The organism is Campylobacter sp. FU_520 (genome assembly GCF_025772385.1).
GTDB classification, from domain to species: Bacteria; Campylobacterota; Campylobacteria; order Campylobacterales; family Campylobacteraceae; genus Campylobacter_D; species Campylobacter_D lari_C.
In genome coordinates, this window is the sequence record NZ_JAKMRZ010000005.1 from 1 (window position 1) to 17,026 (window position 17,026).

The 17,026-nt window shown below is 30.2% G+C and carries 16 protein-coding genes, 1 pseudogene and 1 riboswitch; of the genes and pseudogenes, 9 read left to right on the forward strand and 8 right to left on the reverse strand.

From position 1 onward, the window contains the following. The 3 genes from L8W55_RS02665 to hpf all read left to right on the forward strand — a co-directional run. Window positions 1–2,096 (forward strand): DEAD/DEAH box helicase (locus tag L8W55_RS02665; RefSeq protein ID WP_263677210.1); only part of this gene is annotated, 2,096 nt, incomplete at its 5' end. Further along, the gene (locus L8W55_RS02670; protein ID WP_263677211.1) at window positions 2,093–2,773 is read left to right on the forward strand and encodes a 3-methyladenine DNA glycosylase; all 681 of its coding nucleotides are present in this window, start codon (window positions 2,093–2,095) and stop codon (window positions 2,771–2,773) included. The genes L8W55_RS02665 and L8W55_RS02670, both read left to right, overlap by 4 nt. 78 nt (window positions 2,774–2,851) lie before the next feature. Further along, on the forward strand, window positions 2,852–3,370 hold the full coding sequence (gene hpf / locus L8W55_RS02675) for a ribosome hibernation-promoting factor, HPF/YfiA family (RefSeq protein ID WP_039618662.1): 519 nt from the start codon (window positions 2,852–2,854) through the stop codon (window positions 3,368–3,370). 32 nt (window positions 3,371–3,402) lie between these two features. On the opposite strand, the gene L8W55_RS02680 is transcribed toward hpf, so the two are convergent. Then, window positions 3,403–5,946: a hypothetical protein gene (locus tag L8W55_RS02680; protein WP_263677212.1), complete on the reverse strand. Its 2,544-nt coding sequence runs from the start codon at window positions 5,944–5,946 to the stop codon at window positions 3,403–3,405. 162 nt (window positions 5,947–6,108) lie between these two features. On the opposite strand from L8W55_RS02680, the gene groES reads away from it, so the two are divergent. From groES to L8W55_RS02695, 3 genes are all read left to right on the forward strand, one after another. Continuing rightward, window positions 6,109–6,369 (forward strand): co-chaperone GroES, encoded by a 261-nt coding sequence (groES, locus tag L8W55_RS02685; RefSeq protein WP_039664227.1) that lies wholly within the window; start codon window positions 6,109–6,111, stop codon window positions 6,367–6,369. Window positions 6,370–6,382: 13 nt separating this feature from the next. Continuing rightward, a complete protein-coding gene (groL, locus tag L8W55_RS02690) occupies window positions 6,383–8,020 on the forward strand; it encodes a chaperonin GroEL (protein ID WP_039641822.1) in 1,638 nt (545 codons plus the stop codon). Window positions 8,021–8,136: 116 nt separating this feature from the next. Further along, on the forward strand, window positions 8,137–8,706 hold the full coding sequence (locus L8W55_RS02695) for an NUDIX domain-containing protein (protein WP_263677214.1): 570 nt from the start codon (window positions 8,137–8,139) through the stop codon (window positions 8,704–8,706). A gap of 10 nt (window positions 8,707–8,716) precedes the next feature. Here the strand turns inward: L8W55_RS02695 and L8W55_RS07950 are convergent, their stop codons facing one another. From L8W55_RS07950 to rpmB, 5 genes and pseudogenes are all read right to left on the reverse strand, one after another. Next, window positions 8,717–9,181: a CZB domain-containing protein gene (locus L8W55_RS07950; RefSeq protein WP_412175264.1), complete on the reverse strand. Its 465-nt coding sequence runs from the start codon at window positions 9,179–9,181 to the stop codon at window positions 8,717–8,719. After that, window positions 9,164–9,451: pseudogene (locus L8W55_RS07955) on the reverse strand (methyl-accepting chemotaxis protein); the annotation flags it as partial. The pseudogene L8W55_RS07955 and the gene L8W55_RS07950, both read right to left, overlap by 18 nt. 427 nt (window positions 9,452–9,878) lie before the next feature. Beyond that, the gene (locus L8W55_RS02705) at window positions 9,879–10,094 is read right to left on the reverse strand and encodes a YdcH family protein (RefSeq protein WP_012661736.1); all 216 of its coding nucleotides are present in this window, start codon (window positions 10,092–10,094) and stop codon (window positions 9,879–9,881) included. A 47-nt stretch (window positions 10,095–10,141) separates the two neighbouring features. Continuing rightward, window positions 10,142–11,269, reverse strand: a complete 1,128-nt coding sequence (locus L8W55_RS02710) for a potassium channel family protein (RefSeq protein WP_263677217.1) — start codon at window positions 11,267–11,269, stop codon at window positions 10,142–10,144. A gap of 25 nt (window positions 11,270–11,294) precedes the next feature. Continuing rightward, window positions 11,295–11,489, reverse strand: coding sequence for a 50S ribosomal protein L28 (gene rpmB / locus L8W55_RS02715; protein ID WP_012661734.1), 195 nt, complete (start codon window positions 11,487–11,489; stop codon window positions 11,295–11,297). A 143-nt stretch (window positions 11,490–11,632) separates the two neighbouring features. Here rpmB and rpe point away from each other — a divergent pair, with 143 nt between their 5' ends. The 3 genes from rpe to thiC all read left to right on the forward strand — a co-directional run bounded on the left by rpe (window position 11,633) and on the right by thiC (window position 14,521). After that, entirely contained in the window at window positions 11,633–12,280 is a 648-nt protein-coding gene (gene rpe / locus L8W55_RS02720; protein WP_263677218.1) for a ribulose-phosphate 3-epimerase, read from the forward strand. Continuing rightward, on the forward strand, window positions 12,277–13,041 hold the full coding sequence (locus L8W55_RS02725; RefSeq protein WP_263677220.1) for a 3'-5' exonuclease: 765 nt from the start codon (window positions 12,277–12,279) through the stop codon (window positions 13,039–13,041). The genes rpe and L8W55_RS02725 overlap by 4 nt, the downstream gene beginning before the upstream one ends. Window positions 13,042–13,073: 32 nt before the next feature. After that, window positions 13,074–13,178, forward strand: a riboswitch (TPP riboswitch). Between the two features lie 44 nt (window positions 13,179–13,222). Beyond that, window positions 13,223–14,521 carry a phosphomethylpyrimidine synthase ThiC gene (gene thiC, locus L8W55_RS02730; protein ID WP_263677221.1) on the forward strand — a complete coding sequence of 433 codons (1,299 nt, stop codon included), beginning with the start codon at window positions 13,223–13,225 and terminating at the stop codon, window positions 14,519–14,521. 27 nt (window positions 14,522–14,548) lie between these two features. Here thiC and L8W55_RS02735 read toward each other — a convergent pair whose 3' ends face one another. After that, entirely contained in the window at window positions 14,549–16,366 is a 1,818-nt protein-coding gene (locus tag L8W55_RS02735; RefSeq protein ID WP_263677223.1) for an ammonia-forming cytochrome c nitrite reductase subunit c552, read from the reverse strand. Window positions 16,367–16,382: 16 nt separating this feature from the next. Next, window positions 16,383–16,877 (reverse strand): cytochrome c nitrite reductase small subunit, encoded by a 495-nt coding sequence (gene nrfH, locus L8W55_RS02740; protein ID WP_263677224.1) that lies wholly within the window; start codon window positions 16,875–16,877, stop codon window positions 16,383–16,385. Window positions 16,878–17,026 lie beyond the last annotated feature (149 nt).

The following is a 17,026-nucleotide window of genomic DNA, read 5'->3' on the forward strand; positions in this document are numbered from 1 at the left end:
TTACTATTTTAGCAAAAAATGAAGCTTTGTTTAAAGCTTTAAATTTGCAAGAATTTCCAAATATTAAATTAAAAATATCTCAAGAAAGAATTAATTTAAGCACTCAAGATGAGCTTATCATCTCTTTAAATAAAAAAGAAAAAAGTAAAAGAGTTAGAAAAGCAAGTTTGGTAATAGATGAGCTTAGGGTTGGGGATTTTGTTGTGCATGAAGATTATGGTGTAGCTAAATTTTTAGGTCTTGAGATTATTATAATTGCAGGAGCAAAAAAAGAATTTGTAGCTCTTGGGTATTTAAATAATGACAAGCTTTTATTACCTGTTGAAAATTTATATATGATTGATAAATATATCGGTGCAAGTGGTGGTGTGCCTTTACTTGATAAGCTTGGAAAAGGAAGTTTTCTAAAAATCAAGGAAAGATTAAAAGAAAAATTATTTGCCATTGCTTCAAATATAGTTTCTTTAGCAGCGGCTAGAGCTTTGATAAAAGCAAAAGAATTAAAAATTTCTCAAGAATTACAAGATGAATTTATCAATAAGGCAGGATTTTTTTACACTAAAGATCAAAGTCAAGTTTGTCAAGAAATCACTCAAGATTTAAAAAGTATGCAGGTGATGGATAGGCTTTTAAGTGGCGATGTGGGTTTTGGTAAAACAGAAGTTGCTATGAACGCTATATTTACTTGTGTAAAAAGTGGTTATACGGCTTTATTTTTTGTGCCAACTACTTTGCTTTCAGCCCAGCATTTTAAAACCTTAAAACGAAGATTTGATTTTTTTGATATAGAGGTTTTTAAACTAGATCGTTTTACTAGTGCTAAAGAAAAAAAACAAGTTTTAGCATTTTTAAAAGAAAATAAGCCTTGTGTGGTGGTTGGAACGCATTCTCTTTTAGGGGTTGAATGTGAAAATTTAGGTTTAGTTGTGATAGATGAGGAGCATAAATTTGGTGTAAAACAAAAAGAAAAACTCAAGGAATTAAGTAAAAACTCCCATATTCTATCTATGTCAGCAACGCCTATACCAAGAAGTTTAAATCAAGCTCTTAGTTCTTTAAAATCATATAGTGTTTTACAAACTCCACCTGAGGATCGTTTGGATGTGCGTACCTTTGTTAGAGAAAGTAATGATGCTTTGATTAAAGAAGCTATTTCAAGAGAATTAAGAAGAGCAGGGCAGATTTTTTATATACACAATCATATAGCAAGTATTGATGGGTGTAAAAAATATCTTTTAGATTTGTTTCCAAATTTAAAAATTTTAATCTTGCATTCTAAAATAGACGCAAAAACTACCGAAGAAGAAATGATTAAATTTGAAAATAAAGAATATGATTTATTGCTTTGTACTTCTATAGTTGAAAGTGGTATTGATTTGGCAAATGCAAATACTATTATAGTAGAAAATTCAGATCGCTTTGGTATGGCTGATTTGCACCAACTTAGAGGAAGAGTAGGGCGTAGTGCTAAGCAAGGATATTGTTATTTTTTGATTGAAGATAAGGAAAAAATCACAAAAGATTCTTTAAAAAGACTTACGAGCTTAGAGAGTAATTCTTATTTAGGTTCAGGAAGCGTGCTTGCTTACCATGATTTAGAAATTCGTGGGGGTGGAAATTTATTAGGTGTAGATCAAAGTGGGCATATAGAGCAAATTGGTTATAGTTTGTATCTTAAAATGTTAGAAGATGAAATTAATAAGCTAAGTAAAAAAGAAGAGACTAAAGAGAAAAAAATAGATTTAAAGCTTAACATCAATGCCTTTTTAAATAGTGAGTATATTAGTGAAGATCGTTTGAGATTAGAACTTTATAGAAGACTTAGTAAGTGTATGAGTGTTAATGAAGTTTATGAGATAGAAAGTGAGATGAATGATCGTTTTGGTAAGCCCGATATTTTTACTAAGCAATTTTTGGATTTAATCATCATAAAAATTTTAGCTAGCAAGCATTATAAGTTAGTGAGCAATTATGAACAAAATATTTGTTTTGTAAAAGATGATGAGAGCAAGGAAGTTATTAAAGCAAAAAGTAAAGACGATGATGATGTAATTGAGGCTATTTTGATGCATTTAAGAAAGAGTGAAAAAGCATGAGCGGATATGAAATTTTTAAAGCTTTAGTTAATGCAAATATTGATTATAAAGATTTTGAGTGGCTAGAAAATAATACTTTAAGCGAGTTTGAAATTTTAATTTCTGTGGTTTTAACTCAAAATACAAACTGGAAAAATGTATTAAAAGCTTTGACAAATTTAAAACAAGCAAATATTACTAAGATAGAAGATTTATCAAATTTAAGCACTCAAGATTTAGCGCTTTTAATAAAACCAAGTGGATTTTATAATACCAAGGCAAAATATATTAAAAATTTCACTCAAAAATATTTCCAAGATTTTAATTCTTTTGAGTTTTTTAAAGAAGAAGTAGATAGAGAATGGCTTTTGAGTATTAAGGGTTTTGGTCAAGAAAGTGCAGATGGAATTTTAAATTATATATGCAAAAAAGAAGTTTTAGTAGTTGATGCTTATAGCGCAAAAATAGCTAATTATTTAGGCTATGAGTGTCAAAGTTATGATGAATTGGCAGATTTTTTTAAAAAAGACATAGCTAAAAACCAACAAGAATTGTGTGTTTTACTAAAAAAAGAATGTAAATTATACGAGCTTTATCAAATTTTTCATGCTTTAATTGTTTCTTTTTGTAAAATGCATTTTCAAGGTAAAAAACTTTCAGCAGATGGTGCGCTTATTTTAGATCCTTTAAAATTTTAAATTTATTTTTTATTTAAAAAGTTAATTTTTTACGATTAAAGTGCTATAATGTATTTAACTTCATAAAAAGGAGAAGTAATGAATACAAGTATAGTTGGAAAGCAATTTGAGCTAACTGAGTCTATAAAAGAGTATGTGGAAAAAAGCTTTGATGCTTTAAGTAAATATGGCTTAGATGTGATTTCTGCGCGTTGTGTTATAAGTGCTGATGAAAGGCATGGAAAGAAAGGATTTTGGGCTGAATTTAGCATTAACTTAGCTGGTATTAATACAGTGGTTGTAAAGCAAAAGGATAAAGACTTATATGCTGCTATAGATTTAGCTATTGATAGAATTTCTAAGGTTTTAAGAAGATTGCATGATAAAAATATTACCCATAAGCATCAAGATGAGATAAAAGAAAATTTAGTATTGCCAAGTGTGATTGAGGAAGATGAGATAGTTCCAATGGAGCTTGAATTATATAAACCTTTAGAAATTGAAGAGGCATTAGAAAAGCTAAAAGCAAGTAAAGATATATTTTTAGTTTTTAATGATATAGATGCAAAAATGAGGGTTTTATATAAGAAAAAAGATGGTAAATTTGGTTTATTTTAAAAAAATCTAGCCTTTTTTAAAGGCTAGATGTATTAGAAGAGTTTGTTAAAGATTTTATCTATTGCTTGATTTACTTTTTTACCCGTATTTTTAGCACCATCACTAGCATTTCCGCCTATTGTATTAACAATAGAATTTACAACACTTTTTGTATCAAGGCTTACTTTAGGATCTTGTGTTGTTCCTTTTATAATGCCTTTAAAATTTGCTCTATCAATAACAATATTAAAAGGAATGTTTAATTTAGTACTTTTTGTATCAATCTTACCTTTGCTGATGTTTATGTTACTTCTATCGGCCACTAGGTTTAAATTTAAATCTATAAGATTTTTATTGATATTTATTTTGGCTTCACCATTGCGATATATATCTTGAGTGATATCTTTTTGTAAAAGTAGCATTAAGGCGCTTGTGATGAGGTTTTTCTTAAGTTGTCCATCAGCTAAATTCATTAGCACCACACCGCTTTCTTTTAAAAGATTATAATCGATACTTAAATTTGATTTTGCTTGATAATAATCAGGTAAATCTAAACTTTGAGCTAAATTTGAAAGATCGGTATTTTGCATTTTAGCGTTAAAAATATTATTTTTTAAAGTGGCATTTAATGAGCCGTTAAATATATTTTTACTATTAATGCTTGCATCTATTAAAGCGTTTTTAAAATCAAATTTTCCTTCAAAATCAGCCTTGCCTTTTAAGTTTCTATCAACTAAAAATCCTAGCTTAGAAAAATCTTGCAATGAAATATTATAAGTGCTTGCTAAAGCCATTTGATTAAGATCAAATTTGCCTTTTAATGAATTAATATTTGCAAATGAACTTAGAGCTTTAGCATTAAAATCAATGATTGATTTAGAAATTTTTCCATCAAGATTGATTTTTGCTGAAGTATTCTTTGGAAATTTTTTCTCTAAAAGCTTAGATAATTCTACTTCATTAAAAGAAGAATTAATAATTGCTTTAAAATCGCCATTAATATTGTTAAAATCAAGTGTTTTTAAATCAATATCAGCATTTATATCACCAAATGCTAAAACTTTTTGTCCTATTAAAGGAAAAAGTTGCTCTAATTTTATATTATCAATTTTTGCTTGTAAACTTTTTCCATTAGATTTTGCATTGATAAGCCCTTGCATGATTTTAATATTTGCATCAAGATTTTGAATTTGATTTGCCTTAAGATCAACTTTGGCATCTAAATTTAAAGGTCCATTGAGATCTTGCTTGGTTAAAGGTTTTAATTTATTAAGATTATCTACAAAAGCACTAATTTGTGCTTTTAAATCTTTATTTGTAAGATTATATGAGCCTTTTAGCTGAGATATTTTTGCTATGTTTGAATCAAGCAAAGCTTCATAATCAATCAAAGAATTTTTCGCATTTGCTTTAGCTTGTAAGTTAAAACTTGTTTTTGGAAAATCAAGATTGCTTAGTTTTTTAAATTCTATAACATTTATATTTGCATTATTTAATCTAGCATTTAGATTGAAATTTTTAAAATCAAGCCCTTGTGCTTTTAAATCTAAAACTAATTTAGAATTAATAAAAGCAGGTATAGAGATAGTCTTTAAAAGCTCTGCTACTTCTATATTAGTTGTATTGATGTTAAGATTATTATTTTCTAAAATAGCTTTTAAGTTACCACCAAATCCAAGCAAGTGAGCATCTAATTTTTGCAATTGATTGCTTGCAAAAAGTAAATTACCTTGAATTTGACTGTTACCTTGGAGTTTCATTTTAGCTAGAGATGAAAATTGATTAAAATCATCTATTTTGATGTCAAAATCACTAGTTAAGTTTTGTTTTGTTACATCATAAATACTTTTTTGTGTATAAAATTTAAAAAAATTGCTTAAAATTTCACTTTTAGATATAACTTCATTGTTTTGGATCAAAGATCTTATTTCACCCTTTATATAGCTTTGTTTTGGCAGGCTTAGATTAAAATCTTTTTCAATGAGAGTATTGTTGATAGAACTTGTGTAAAAATTAATCAAAGCATTACCATTTGGTTTTAAATCTTTAGCTTGTATATCACTGATGATACTAATTTTTCCTTGAGCATATCTTGGTAGATTAGCAAAATCTAAAATTTGGGCTATATCTATATTTTTGCCAATAAATTCAAGATTTATAGGAGAAAAATCAACGATTTTTGCATCTAAACTAAGATTAGAATCAAACAAAAACCCATTACCTTTTACTAAAAAATCGCTACTTTTACCTACAACATTGCCCTTAAATGTAAAATCTTTATCGCTTTTTAAGCCAAGTTCTTGAATATAATTTTGTTTAAGTCCTAAAAGATAGTTTAAATCAAACCCTAGTCTTAAAGGTGATATACCACCTTCTATGTTAGCAAAAAATTTATCATCAATATTTGCTTTAATGTCAAGTTGTGAAAAACTAATTTTAAAATTTTCAAATTTAACATTCATACCGCTTTTTTGAGCAATTATCGTTTCGATTCTTGGCTTTAAAAAATCATTACCCATACTTGTAAATAGTAATGTATATATGGCTAATAATGCTACACATACTACGCCTAAAAGAATGTAAAGAATTTTTTTCATGAGAAACCTTTATAATGATATATCATAAAAATTTAGTGTAATAGACTAAACTTATATGATATATTTTACTTAATTTATTGACAATTAACTTTCTTTAATGTATAATTCTATCACTCAAAAACAAAGAGTGCTAAAAATAGCACATTTTAGAAAGGATAAAAAATGAATTTTCAACCTCTAGGAAAGCGTATTTTAGTAAAACGCTTAGAAGAAATGAAAACTACTGCTTCTGGGATTATTATACCAGATAATGCTAAAGAAAAACCATTAAATGGTGAAGTTGTTGCAGTAAGTAAAGAAATAGAAGATATTAAAGTAAGTGATAAAGTAATGTTTGCAAAATACGGTGGGACTGAAATTAAACTTGATAATGAAGAGTATTTAGTTCTTAATGTTGAAGATGTTTTAGGGATTATTAAATAAAAAAGGATAAAAAATGGCAAAAGAAATATTTTTTTCAGATGAAGCAAGAAATAAACTTTATGAAGGTGTTAAAAAACTTAATGATGCAGTAAAAGTTACTATGGGACCACGCGGTCGTAATGTATTAATCCAAAAAAGTTTTGGTGCTCCTACTATCACAAAAGATGGTGTGAGTGTGGCTAAAGAAGTAGAATTAAAAGATTCTTTAGAAAATATGGGTGCTTCTTTAGTTAGAGAAGTAGCTAGCAAAACAGCCGATCAAGCAGGTGATGGAACAACAACAGCAACAGTTTTAGCGCATGCTATTTTTAAAGAAGGTTTAAGAAATATCACAGCAGGTGCTAATCCTATCGAGGTTAAAAGAGGTATGGATAAAGCTTGTGAAGCTATAGTTGCTGAACTTAAAAAACTTTCTCGTGAAGTTAAAGATAAAAAAGAAATCGCTCAAGTTGCAACAATTTCTGCAAATTCAGATGAGAAAATCGGAAATTTAATTGCTGATGCTATGGAAAAAGTTGGAAAAGATGGTGTTATCACTGTTGAAGAAGCAAAATCAATCAATGATGAATTAAATGTGGTTGAAGGTATGCAATTTGATAGAGGATATTTAAGCCCATATTTCATTACAAATACTGAAAAAATGACAGCTGAATTACAAAATCCATTTATTTTGTTATTTGATAAAAAAATTGCTAATTTAAAAGATTTACTACCTATTTTAGAACAAATTCAAAAAACAGGAAAACCACTTTTAATTATAGCTGAAGACATTGAAGGTGAAGCTTTAGCAACTTTAGTTGTAAATAAATTAAGAGGTGTTTTAAATATTTCAGCGGTTAAAGCTCCTGGTTTTGGCGATAGAAGAAAAGCTATGCTTGAAGATATTGCTATTTTAACAGGTGGTGAAGTGATTTCTGAAGAGCTTGGAAGAACTTTAGAAAGTGCTAGTATTCAAGATTTAGGTCAAGCTTCAAGTGTGATTATTGATAAAGATAATACAACTATTGTAAATGGAGCAGGTGAGAAAGCAAATATTGATGCAAGAATTAACCAAATCAAAGCTCAAATTGCTGAAACAAGCTCAGATTATGATAGAGAAAAATTACAAGAAAGATTAGCTAAATTAAGCGGTGGTGTAGCGGTGATTAAAGTTGGTGCGGCTACTGAAACTGAAATGAAAGAGAAAAAAGATAGAGTTGATGATGCATTAAGTGCTACAAAAGCTGCTGTTGAAGAAGGTATAGTAATAGGTGGTGGTGCTGCATTAATCAAAGCAAAATCAAAAATCAGCTTGAATTTAGAAGGTGATGAGGCTATTGGTGCAGCTATTGTAGAAAGAGCATTAAGAGCACCTTTAAGACAAATTGCTGAAAATGCTGGATTTGATGCTGGTGTAGTTGTAAATACAGTAGAAAATAGTAAAGAAGAAAATACTGGTTTTGATGCTGCAAAAGGTGAGTATGTAAATATGCTTGAAAGCGGTATTATTGATCCTGTTAAAGTAGAAAGAGTGGCTTTACTTAATGCAGTTTCAGTAGCTAGCATGCTTTTAACAACTGAAGCTACAATTAGCGAAATTAAAGAAGATAAACCTGCTATGCCTGATATGAGTGGCATGGGCGGTATGGGAGGCATGGGTGGTATGATGTAATACCATCTTTTTGCTGCTTTTGAGTTGCTTTTTATGTAAAGCAACTCATTCTTTTTTATTTTTCTGCACTGATTTTTATTTTTGTTATAATAGATGTAAAATTACAAGGATTTTACATGAACAATTTACAAGAAGAACAATTTTCTAACTCAAAATATATTAAACCTAAAAGATACACTTATATAGGTAAAGATAACAAAAAATACACTTGGGATTTTATAGAAGCACTAGATAGTGTTTCTGTTTTTTTATATCATACTCAAAAAGATTCTTTTGTTTTTGTAAAGCAATTTCGAATTCCTTTATGGGATTATCAAAAACGTAATAATTTAAATTTAGATGAGATAGGATTTAGTATAGAGCTTTGCTCAGGACTTGTTGATAAAAATTTGAGTTTGGAGGAAATAGCTAAAGAAGAATGTATTGAAGAACTAGGTTATGCTCCTAAACTTGTAGAAAAAATAGGGGAATTTTATACAGGTTTTGGTTCGGGTGTAAGCAGACAGTTTTTATTCTATGCTGAAATTAGCGAAGGTGATAAAATTGGTCATGGTGGTGGAATTGATGGAGAGGATATTCAAGCAGTATGGATAAAAAGAAAAGACTTTGAGCAATTTTCTAAAGAAAATCCTATCAAAACTCCTTTGCTTGAATATGCGTATTTATGGTTTAAAGGTAAGAATTAATCTTACCTTCTTACTTTTTTTCTTCCTTATTTTCAATGTTTGGATCTTTTTCATCAAGCATTTCTTTAAAGATATTAAATAAATCTTCTGAGGATTTTTCAGCATTAGAGCATTTGTCTAAAATTTGATTTTGTACTAGTTTGTTGCTTGTATCTTCATCATGAGCTAAAGCAACAGCTTGGTTGATATTTTCATGCACTTTTTGATGTGGTAAATTTAACTTACCAAAAGCTCTTCCGCTAGAAAATCTTTCTTTGCCAACTCCTGCGATCCATTTTGCAAGCCTGCAACTTAAATGATCAGATAATGTTTTACCTGAAGCATGAATGATTTCATTATAACCATTGAGTTTAAAAGCAACGTGATCTAGTTTAGCTAAAGAAACAAAAATTTCAGAAGCAATACGTTTAGCATGAGAGCTAGTTGAGTTTGCATTCGAAATAAGTTGAGTAAATTTGCTAGAAAATTGTACTATGTGTTCGTTTGATTCTAATGATACTTTTTCTACTTGTTCGCTTTGCCCATACATTTCATCTGCATTTTGTTTGAGTAGATTAATATTTAATTCTACTTCTGATGTTGCTTTTTGTGTTTTTTCAGCAAGTTTTCTTACTTCATCTGCAACTACAGCAAAACCTCTACCATGTTCTCCTGCACGTGCAGCTTCAATAGCAGCGTTGAGTGCTAATAGGTTGGTTTGATCAGATACATCTTTGATTAAGTTAATAACATTAGTGATCTCATCAACACTGCGGTGTAAATTACCTGCTGTATCTCTTGAGCGATTAGCTGATTCAATAATGCTTTGAAGTGAAGATATAATAGAATGAGTAATAGAATTTAACTCTTGCATATCTTCTAAAGAAGAATCAGAATACTGAGAAATCATTTCCGCTTTATTAACATTTTCTTGCATGTCACTTTGAACATTTGAAATACCTTTTAAAACACCGTTTAGTAGCATTTCTAAAAGATGGGTTTCAAGTTCAGCTTTCCCACAATCTCCTTGTAGTTGTTTTTCATAATTCTCAATTAGTTCTTGCTTTTCCAAAAGAAGTTTTTTATTTTCTTCTTCTAATTCCCTGAGTCTGTTTTGTAAATCCTTGATTTCTTGCTTTTGATTGGTTTTTTTTCCAAACATGTTCTATCCTTAAAGTAAATTTTACAGAGAATTATTTTTTGTAATTTGATAAGTAAGTATTTAATTCATCCTTTAATCTTAATTTTTCTTTTTTTAGATTAGCTATTTCTAAGCTATCTAAATGAATTCTACCTTCTTCTGCGTCTTTGATTTTATGATCAAGTTCATTATGCTCTTCAAATAGTTTATCAAAGTGCATATCCTTACCTTTTAACTCAGTGATTAGATCTCTAAATTCGTGTAGCATATTAGCCTCCTTTTTTAAATTAGTATTTGATTATAGCTTAAAATAAGTTAAATATATTTTAACTCATCAGGTTTTTGTTTATTTTTGATAATCTTTTTAGCTATTTTTATACTATCTGCTGTGCCTACGATTAATAATTTTGCTCCAGTACCTATTAAAGTTTCACCTCTTGGCATAGGTGTGAATTTTTTGTTTTCCAAAATTCCTACTATGCTTACATTTGCCATATCTCTTAAATGGATTTCTTTTAATCTTTTAAATCTTACCCATGAGTCATCAGGAATTTTAACTTCTTCTAAATCAATAGGGCTATTTTTTTTGTAAAGATAATTTTCTAATAAATTTTCCATATCTGGTCTTGCCGACATTGCGCTAAGTCTTTGTGCGACTAATTTTGTGGCAGAAACTATAGAATTAGCTCCAAGTTTTTTGAGTTTTTCTGTCTCATCTTCATTGCTTGAGCTAGCTAGTATAAAATAAGGATTAATTCTTTGTAATTCTTTTTCAAATAATCTTACTGAGGCAATGATAGCAATATTATCTGCTATGTTATCACTAAGGGTGATTACGCCTTTTGCGCTAGAAAGATTGGTTTTTAAAAAGGCTGTATTGGTGTGAGGTGCGCTTTCTATATAATAAGGATAATTATATTTTTCAGCAATCTCACTAAAATTTTCAACTTCATCAACTACAACAAAAGGAATATGATTTTCTCTAAATTGCTGTGCTAATTCTATGGTAAAATCATTATGGTAACATATTACAAAATGATTTTTTAATCTTGCAACTTTATGAAGCATTCTTCTTTCCTTGATGATATTAGACAAAACACCTTTTTTGACTATTTCTATTACCAAACCCATGCAAAAAGTAAATATTGTAAAAGTCAATAATACATATACAACAGTAAAAATTCTACCTGCTGTTGGTATGGGATTTACTTCAGTATAACCTAAAGTGGTAAAAGTCATACCAGCTTGATAAATAGCATCGTTAAGGTTATAATTGCTTGTGAGCATATAGCCAAAAGCCCCAATTAATGTCATCATTACAACAGCAATAAGAGGAATTCTTAAAAATCTAAGTTGCTCGTAAAGCTCGTCATTGAGATTAATTGAAGGTTTTGGAGAGGGAGACCAATTGAGGAATTTTTGTAGCTTTTTCAAAAAAGACATAATAATTCCTCGTTTACATTAAGGATTATTTGCTACTTTGTTTTTTAAGTGTTCTTAAGGTTGAAGCAGCTACTCTAACTTTTCTAGTAGTTCCATCTTCTAAAGTGATACGAACTGTTCTTAAATTTGGCAAAAAGCGTCTTTTAGTTTTATTGTTAGCGTGGCTAACATTGTTACCTACCATAGGTCCTTTTCCTGTAATTTGGCAAATTCTTGACATAAATTTTTCCTTATGAAATAAAAATAATTTTTAGCATTATATCTAAAGCAAGCTTAAAAAAATCAAATATTATCAAAAATACATAAAGAAAATTTGATAATAAGTATGATAAAATTATTTTTTAATATTATTGGAGATATAAAATGTATGTAGCGCCAAGTTTATTGTCTGCAAATTTTTTAAATTTAGAAAATGAGATTAAAGAAGTATCTCAAGCAGGGGCTGATTTATTGCATATTGATGTGATGGATGGACATTTTGTCCCAAATCTTACTTTTGGTCCTTGTGCGGTTGAAAATATTTCAAAAATTACTTCAGTGCCTTTAGATGTGCATTTAATGGTGCATAATGTTAGTAGTTTTGTAGATTTATTTATCCCAATAAAGCCAAAATTTATCAGCTTTCACTTAGAAGCTGAAAATCATCCTATTAGGGTATGTGAGTATATAAGAAAAAATGGTATTCATCCGGCCATTGTTTTAAATCCACATACCCCCGTTTCAAGTATAGAGTATATTTTAGAATTTGTAGATATGGTGCTTTTAATGAGTGTTAATCCAGGCTTTGGTGGGCAAAATTTTTTACCTTTGGTGTATGATAAAATTCGACAGTTAAGGGAAATGATAGATAAAAAAAATCTTAAAGTTTTTATAGAAGTTGATGGTGGAGTAAATGGCTTAAATGCACCTGATTTAGATGAAGCAGGAGCTGATATTTTAGTTGCGGGTAGTTATATCTTTTCCTCGCAAGATAAAAAAACAGCAATCAATTCTTTAAAGCTTGAATTTTGAGCCAACAACAAATAGATGATTTAATCATCAAGCTAAGTAAAGAAAACAAACCTTTTCCTTGGGTTTTAAAAGAGCTTGCAAAAATAGAAGAATTAAACCACTATGAATTTGATTTATATATTTTTGAGCTTTTAGGGCTAGGGGTAGAGCTTAATGCGCAAAATTGTTTGTGTTTAAAAAGTAAAAATACAAAAATAAAAGATGAGATATTTTGTGTTGTAGATATTGAAAGTACCGGCGGGATAAAAAGTGGTCAAATTTTAGAAATAGGTGCAGTGAAAATTCAAAATTATAAAGAAATTGATAGATTTGAAAGTTTTATAAAAGTAGAAAGCATACCTGAAAATATTACAGAATTAACTGGAATCAGTTTGGACATGGTAGAAAATGCACCTTCTTTGAAAGCTGTGCTAAATGATTTTAAGTTGTTTTTAAAAGATAGTATTTTTGTAGCACACAATGTGCGTTTTGATTATCATTTTATATCTAAAGCTATGTATGAAAATGATTTTGGAGTGCTTTTAAATAGAAGATTATGCACTATTGATTTAGCTAAAAAATGCATTGAAAGTCCAAAATACGGCCTTGATGCTCTAAAAGAGTTTTTGTGTATTGAAAGTAAGCATCATAGAGCCTTAAGTGATGCTTTGGCTGCAAGTGAAATTTTAAAATACTGTCTTAAAAAAATTCCTTTTTATATAAAAACCACTGAAGAATTGTTACATTTTAGCAAGCAAGCTAAAAATCAAATAAAAAAATAAATTCTGTTTTGTATTTATTGCTATACTTGCTTTGCATAAATGACGGGAGCTTGTGATACAGGCTGAGAGTAAGCTAAAAGCTTAGACCGCACCAGAACTAGGTAATGCTAGCGTTGGGATAATTTATCAACTACTCACATACCCTTCATTTATCCAAATTTTATTTTAAGGATAAATTTAAATGAAAACTCAAATGTCTTATGCAAAAGAAGGAATTTTCACAAAACAAATGCAAATTGTTGCACAAAAAGAGCAAGTAAGTGAAGATTTTTTGCTTGAAAACATAGCATGTGGAAAAATTATCATTCCTGCAAATATCAATCATAAAGCACTAGATCCAAATGGTATTGGCTATGGACTTAAAACAAAAGTAAATGTTAATTTAGGTGTTTCAAATGATTGCGTAGATTATAGTGAAGAAATGAAAAAGGTAGAGTTAGCTCATAAATTTAATATAGAAGCTATTATGGATCTTAGCAATTATGGTAAAACTAGTCGTTTTAGAGATGAGCTAATTACTACCTCAAAAGCTATGATAGGTACCGTACCTGTTTATGATGCGGTTGGGTTTTTAGAAAAAGATTTAAAAGATATTAAGGCAAAAGATTTTTTAGATGTAGTGTATCATCATGCCAAAAGCGGAGTGGATTTTATGACAATTCATGCAGGGATAAATTCTCGTGCTGCTAGGGTTTTTAAAGAGTGTGATAGGATTACTAATATAGTTTCAAGAGGAGGTTCAGTTCTTTATGCTTGGATGCAAATGAATGATGCTGAAAATCCATTCTATGAATATTATGATGATTTGCTTGCTATATGTAAGGAATTTGATGTGACACTTTCTTTGGGCGATGCGCTAAGACCAGGTTGCACCCATGATGCAAGCGATGGAGCTCAAATTGCTGAACTTATAGAACTTTCATTACTAACAAAAAGAGCATGGGCTCAAGATGTGCAAGTGATGATAGAAGGACCTGGTCATATGGCTATTAATGAAATAGAAGCTAATATGCAACTTGAAAAAAGAATTTGCAATGGAGCTCCATTTTATGTTTTAGGACCATTAGTTACTGATATAGGCGCAGGATATGATCATATAAGTGGAGCAATCGGTGGAGCAGTTGCAGCAGCAGCTGGTGCTGATATACTTTGCTATGTAACCCCTGCTGAGCATCTAAGACTTCCAAATTTAGAAGATGTAAGAGATGGTATAGTGGCGACTAAAATAGCAGCTCATGCAGGAGATATAGCCAAACTTCCTAAAGAAAGAAAAATAGATGATGCAATGAGTAAAGCTAGACAAGATATTGATTGGGAAAAAATGTTTAAATTAGCAATCGATGGAGAAAAGGCTAAGAAAATGTTTAATGAAAGAAAGCCTGAAGAACTTAATTCTTGCTCAATGTGTGGAAAAATGTGTGCTATGAATACTATGAATAAAATTTTAAAAGGCGAGGATGTAAGTTTGATAAAAGAATAAACCCTCGACTATGAGGGTTTATTTTGATTAATCTATTACTTTATAATTATAAGGTTTTAGATTTTTATCATCTTCAAGAAGTTTTGCTGGTGGATTACCATTTACTTCTTGATGTTTGTAGTAGCGATCTCCTGCTTTGTTGCCGTTTAAATCTACTTTATAGTGAATTTCACCTGGATTTAATTTTTGAATATCTTCAAAACCTAAATTTGAAGTTTTGAAATCTTTAATACCGTTTTTGGCTGCAATTTCTACTAATTTAGTTTGTCCTTGTCTTGACATATCAACTGATTGCAAAAGCATTCTTGAAGCTTCTCTAGGATTGTGGAATCCTGTTGAGTTTTCAGCACCTACAAAGTCTGCTCTTACTTGAGATTTTCTATGTAGTTCTAATACTTCTTTTAATTCAGCTGAAATTTTAGCATCATCTGCTTTGCCATTGGTTTGGAATTTAGGCATTTTTCCAAGCTCTGCGCGAATAGTTTCTACATCTTTAATCAAGCTTACTAAAGAATATTCAGCTGTTCTTAAATCATGAGCTACTGAATTTTGAATATCTTTTACTTGTTTAGCTAAATAGCCTTCGCTTTGAGTATGGCAAGTTTTACAAGCTGAGTTAATATCAACTAAAGGTGAAGTGATATTGTGGTTAGTAACTTTTTTTGCACCTTTTCTAATATAAGGCATATGGCAATCTGCACAACTTACACCATTTGCAGCATGTACACCACCACTGTAAAGTTCGCTTTCTGGATGTTGAATTTTTAGCATAGGCGCTTTGGTGATTTTATGAACCCAGTCACTTGGGAAATTTTCTCTATTTTTTTCATAATAATCATCAAACATTTCTATTCTAAATGGTTCACCTTTTTTCCACTCACTCCAAGGAAATGCTAGTTCTATACCATCTACTTCGATTTCAACCGGCTTATTACCATCTCTCCAAGAATCAAACTCATCATAAGTTTTTTGAGTACCATTCCACCATTTTTTAGAACTATCATTAGCTATACTTTCTCCGATAGTTTTTACTTTGGTGCCTGTTGGTTTGAAGTAGTATTCAACGTGACATTGAGAGCATACTAAAGTTCTCATTTCACTTCTTGAAGCTTTAATGCCTTGTTTTTCATCTGCTTCATAACCTCTTGAAATTAATGCTTTGATTAAAGCTGGTCTTGTAAGTCTTAAACTCATATCTGTTGGATTATGGCAATCTGCGCATGTTACACCCATTCTTTTTCCGCCATGAGGTCCGCTGTGCTCAGGTGAGTTTTCTTTAGCTCCATTTACAGCTGGGATAGTTTTAACCATAGTCCAATATTTTGCAGAGTTAAATGCTACCCAATCACCTTTTGCAGTGTTGTTTAAAAGCCAAGGGGTCCATCCGCTATGACAATTCATACAAGCTGTTGGTTGGCCACCAAATCCTGCAAAACCGTGTGCGTTCAAGAAATCTTTATTGTTTCTAGCTGTATCCATTTGATCTACTTGAACCCAAAAGTGACCTCTTTCTTCATTAGCATCAATACTAAATGGATAGCCAGCCCAAAGAACAGTTAATTGTGGATAGCGAATTAGTTTTGAATAAGCTAAATTTCCACCAAATTCTGTTGCATTAGGTGCTTGTTTTTCCACTGCTGTATGCATGTCTAAATAATCAGGAAAATTCTTTCCCCAGTAGTCAAAAGTAGGATTTTCATCGCCAAGTTTTACAATTTCTTGAGAGATGATTCCACCTACTGAATCGTTTGTTTTGGCTGTGATATCTTGATTTAACCACAATACGCCTGCAATAGCTACTATAGTAGCACTAATAGCACTATATAAAATGCCTTTGTTATTCATTAAATACTCCTTTCATTTAAAATCCTCTCTTATGACCAACACCTTGATGACAAGATACACAACTTAAAGCATTATCTTTATGTGGATCTAGAGTAGGGTTGATAGTGTTACTCGCAATTTCTTTGTGACATTCTATACAGTTATTTTGGACTATTTCTTTACTTTTTGCATTTGCACTTAAATGCATAGGTAAAGAATCAAGTTTGAAAGTAAATGCATAAGCATGTCCTAAGCCACTTTGAGCTTTAGCAATCCATTTTTCAAAAAAGCTATGTGGTAAATGGCAATCATTACAGGTTGCTCTTGGCTTACCATCAACTTCTTTAGAGTGTGAAGCTTTTAAATAATCATTATAAACCTCGTTCATAATGTGACAATTATTACAGCTTTCACTAGCATCGCTAAAATAAGAAGTGCCTTTGGCATTATGGAAAGTATACATTCCCACGCCTGCTAAAATTACAAGTAAGAAGAGGAAAACAGCAAAAAGTTTTGAGTTTGCTTTTTTCAAAGTCTCTCCTTTGAATGAAGTTTAAGTTACAAGAACTTAAGTGCAATTATATTACACTATAAAACTTAAAAAGTAAATATAAGTTTATTAATCATTTATTATTTTTTTAATAAGAGAAAAAAAGTATTATTTTTTTATATAATTTTATT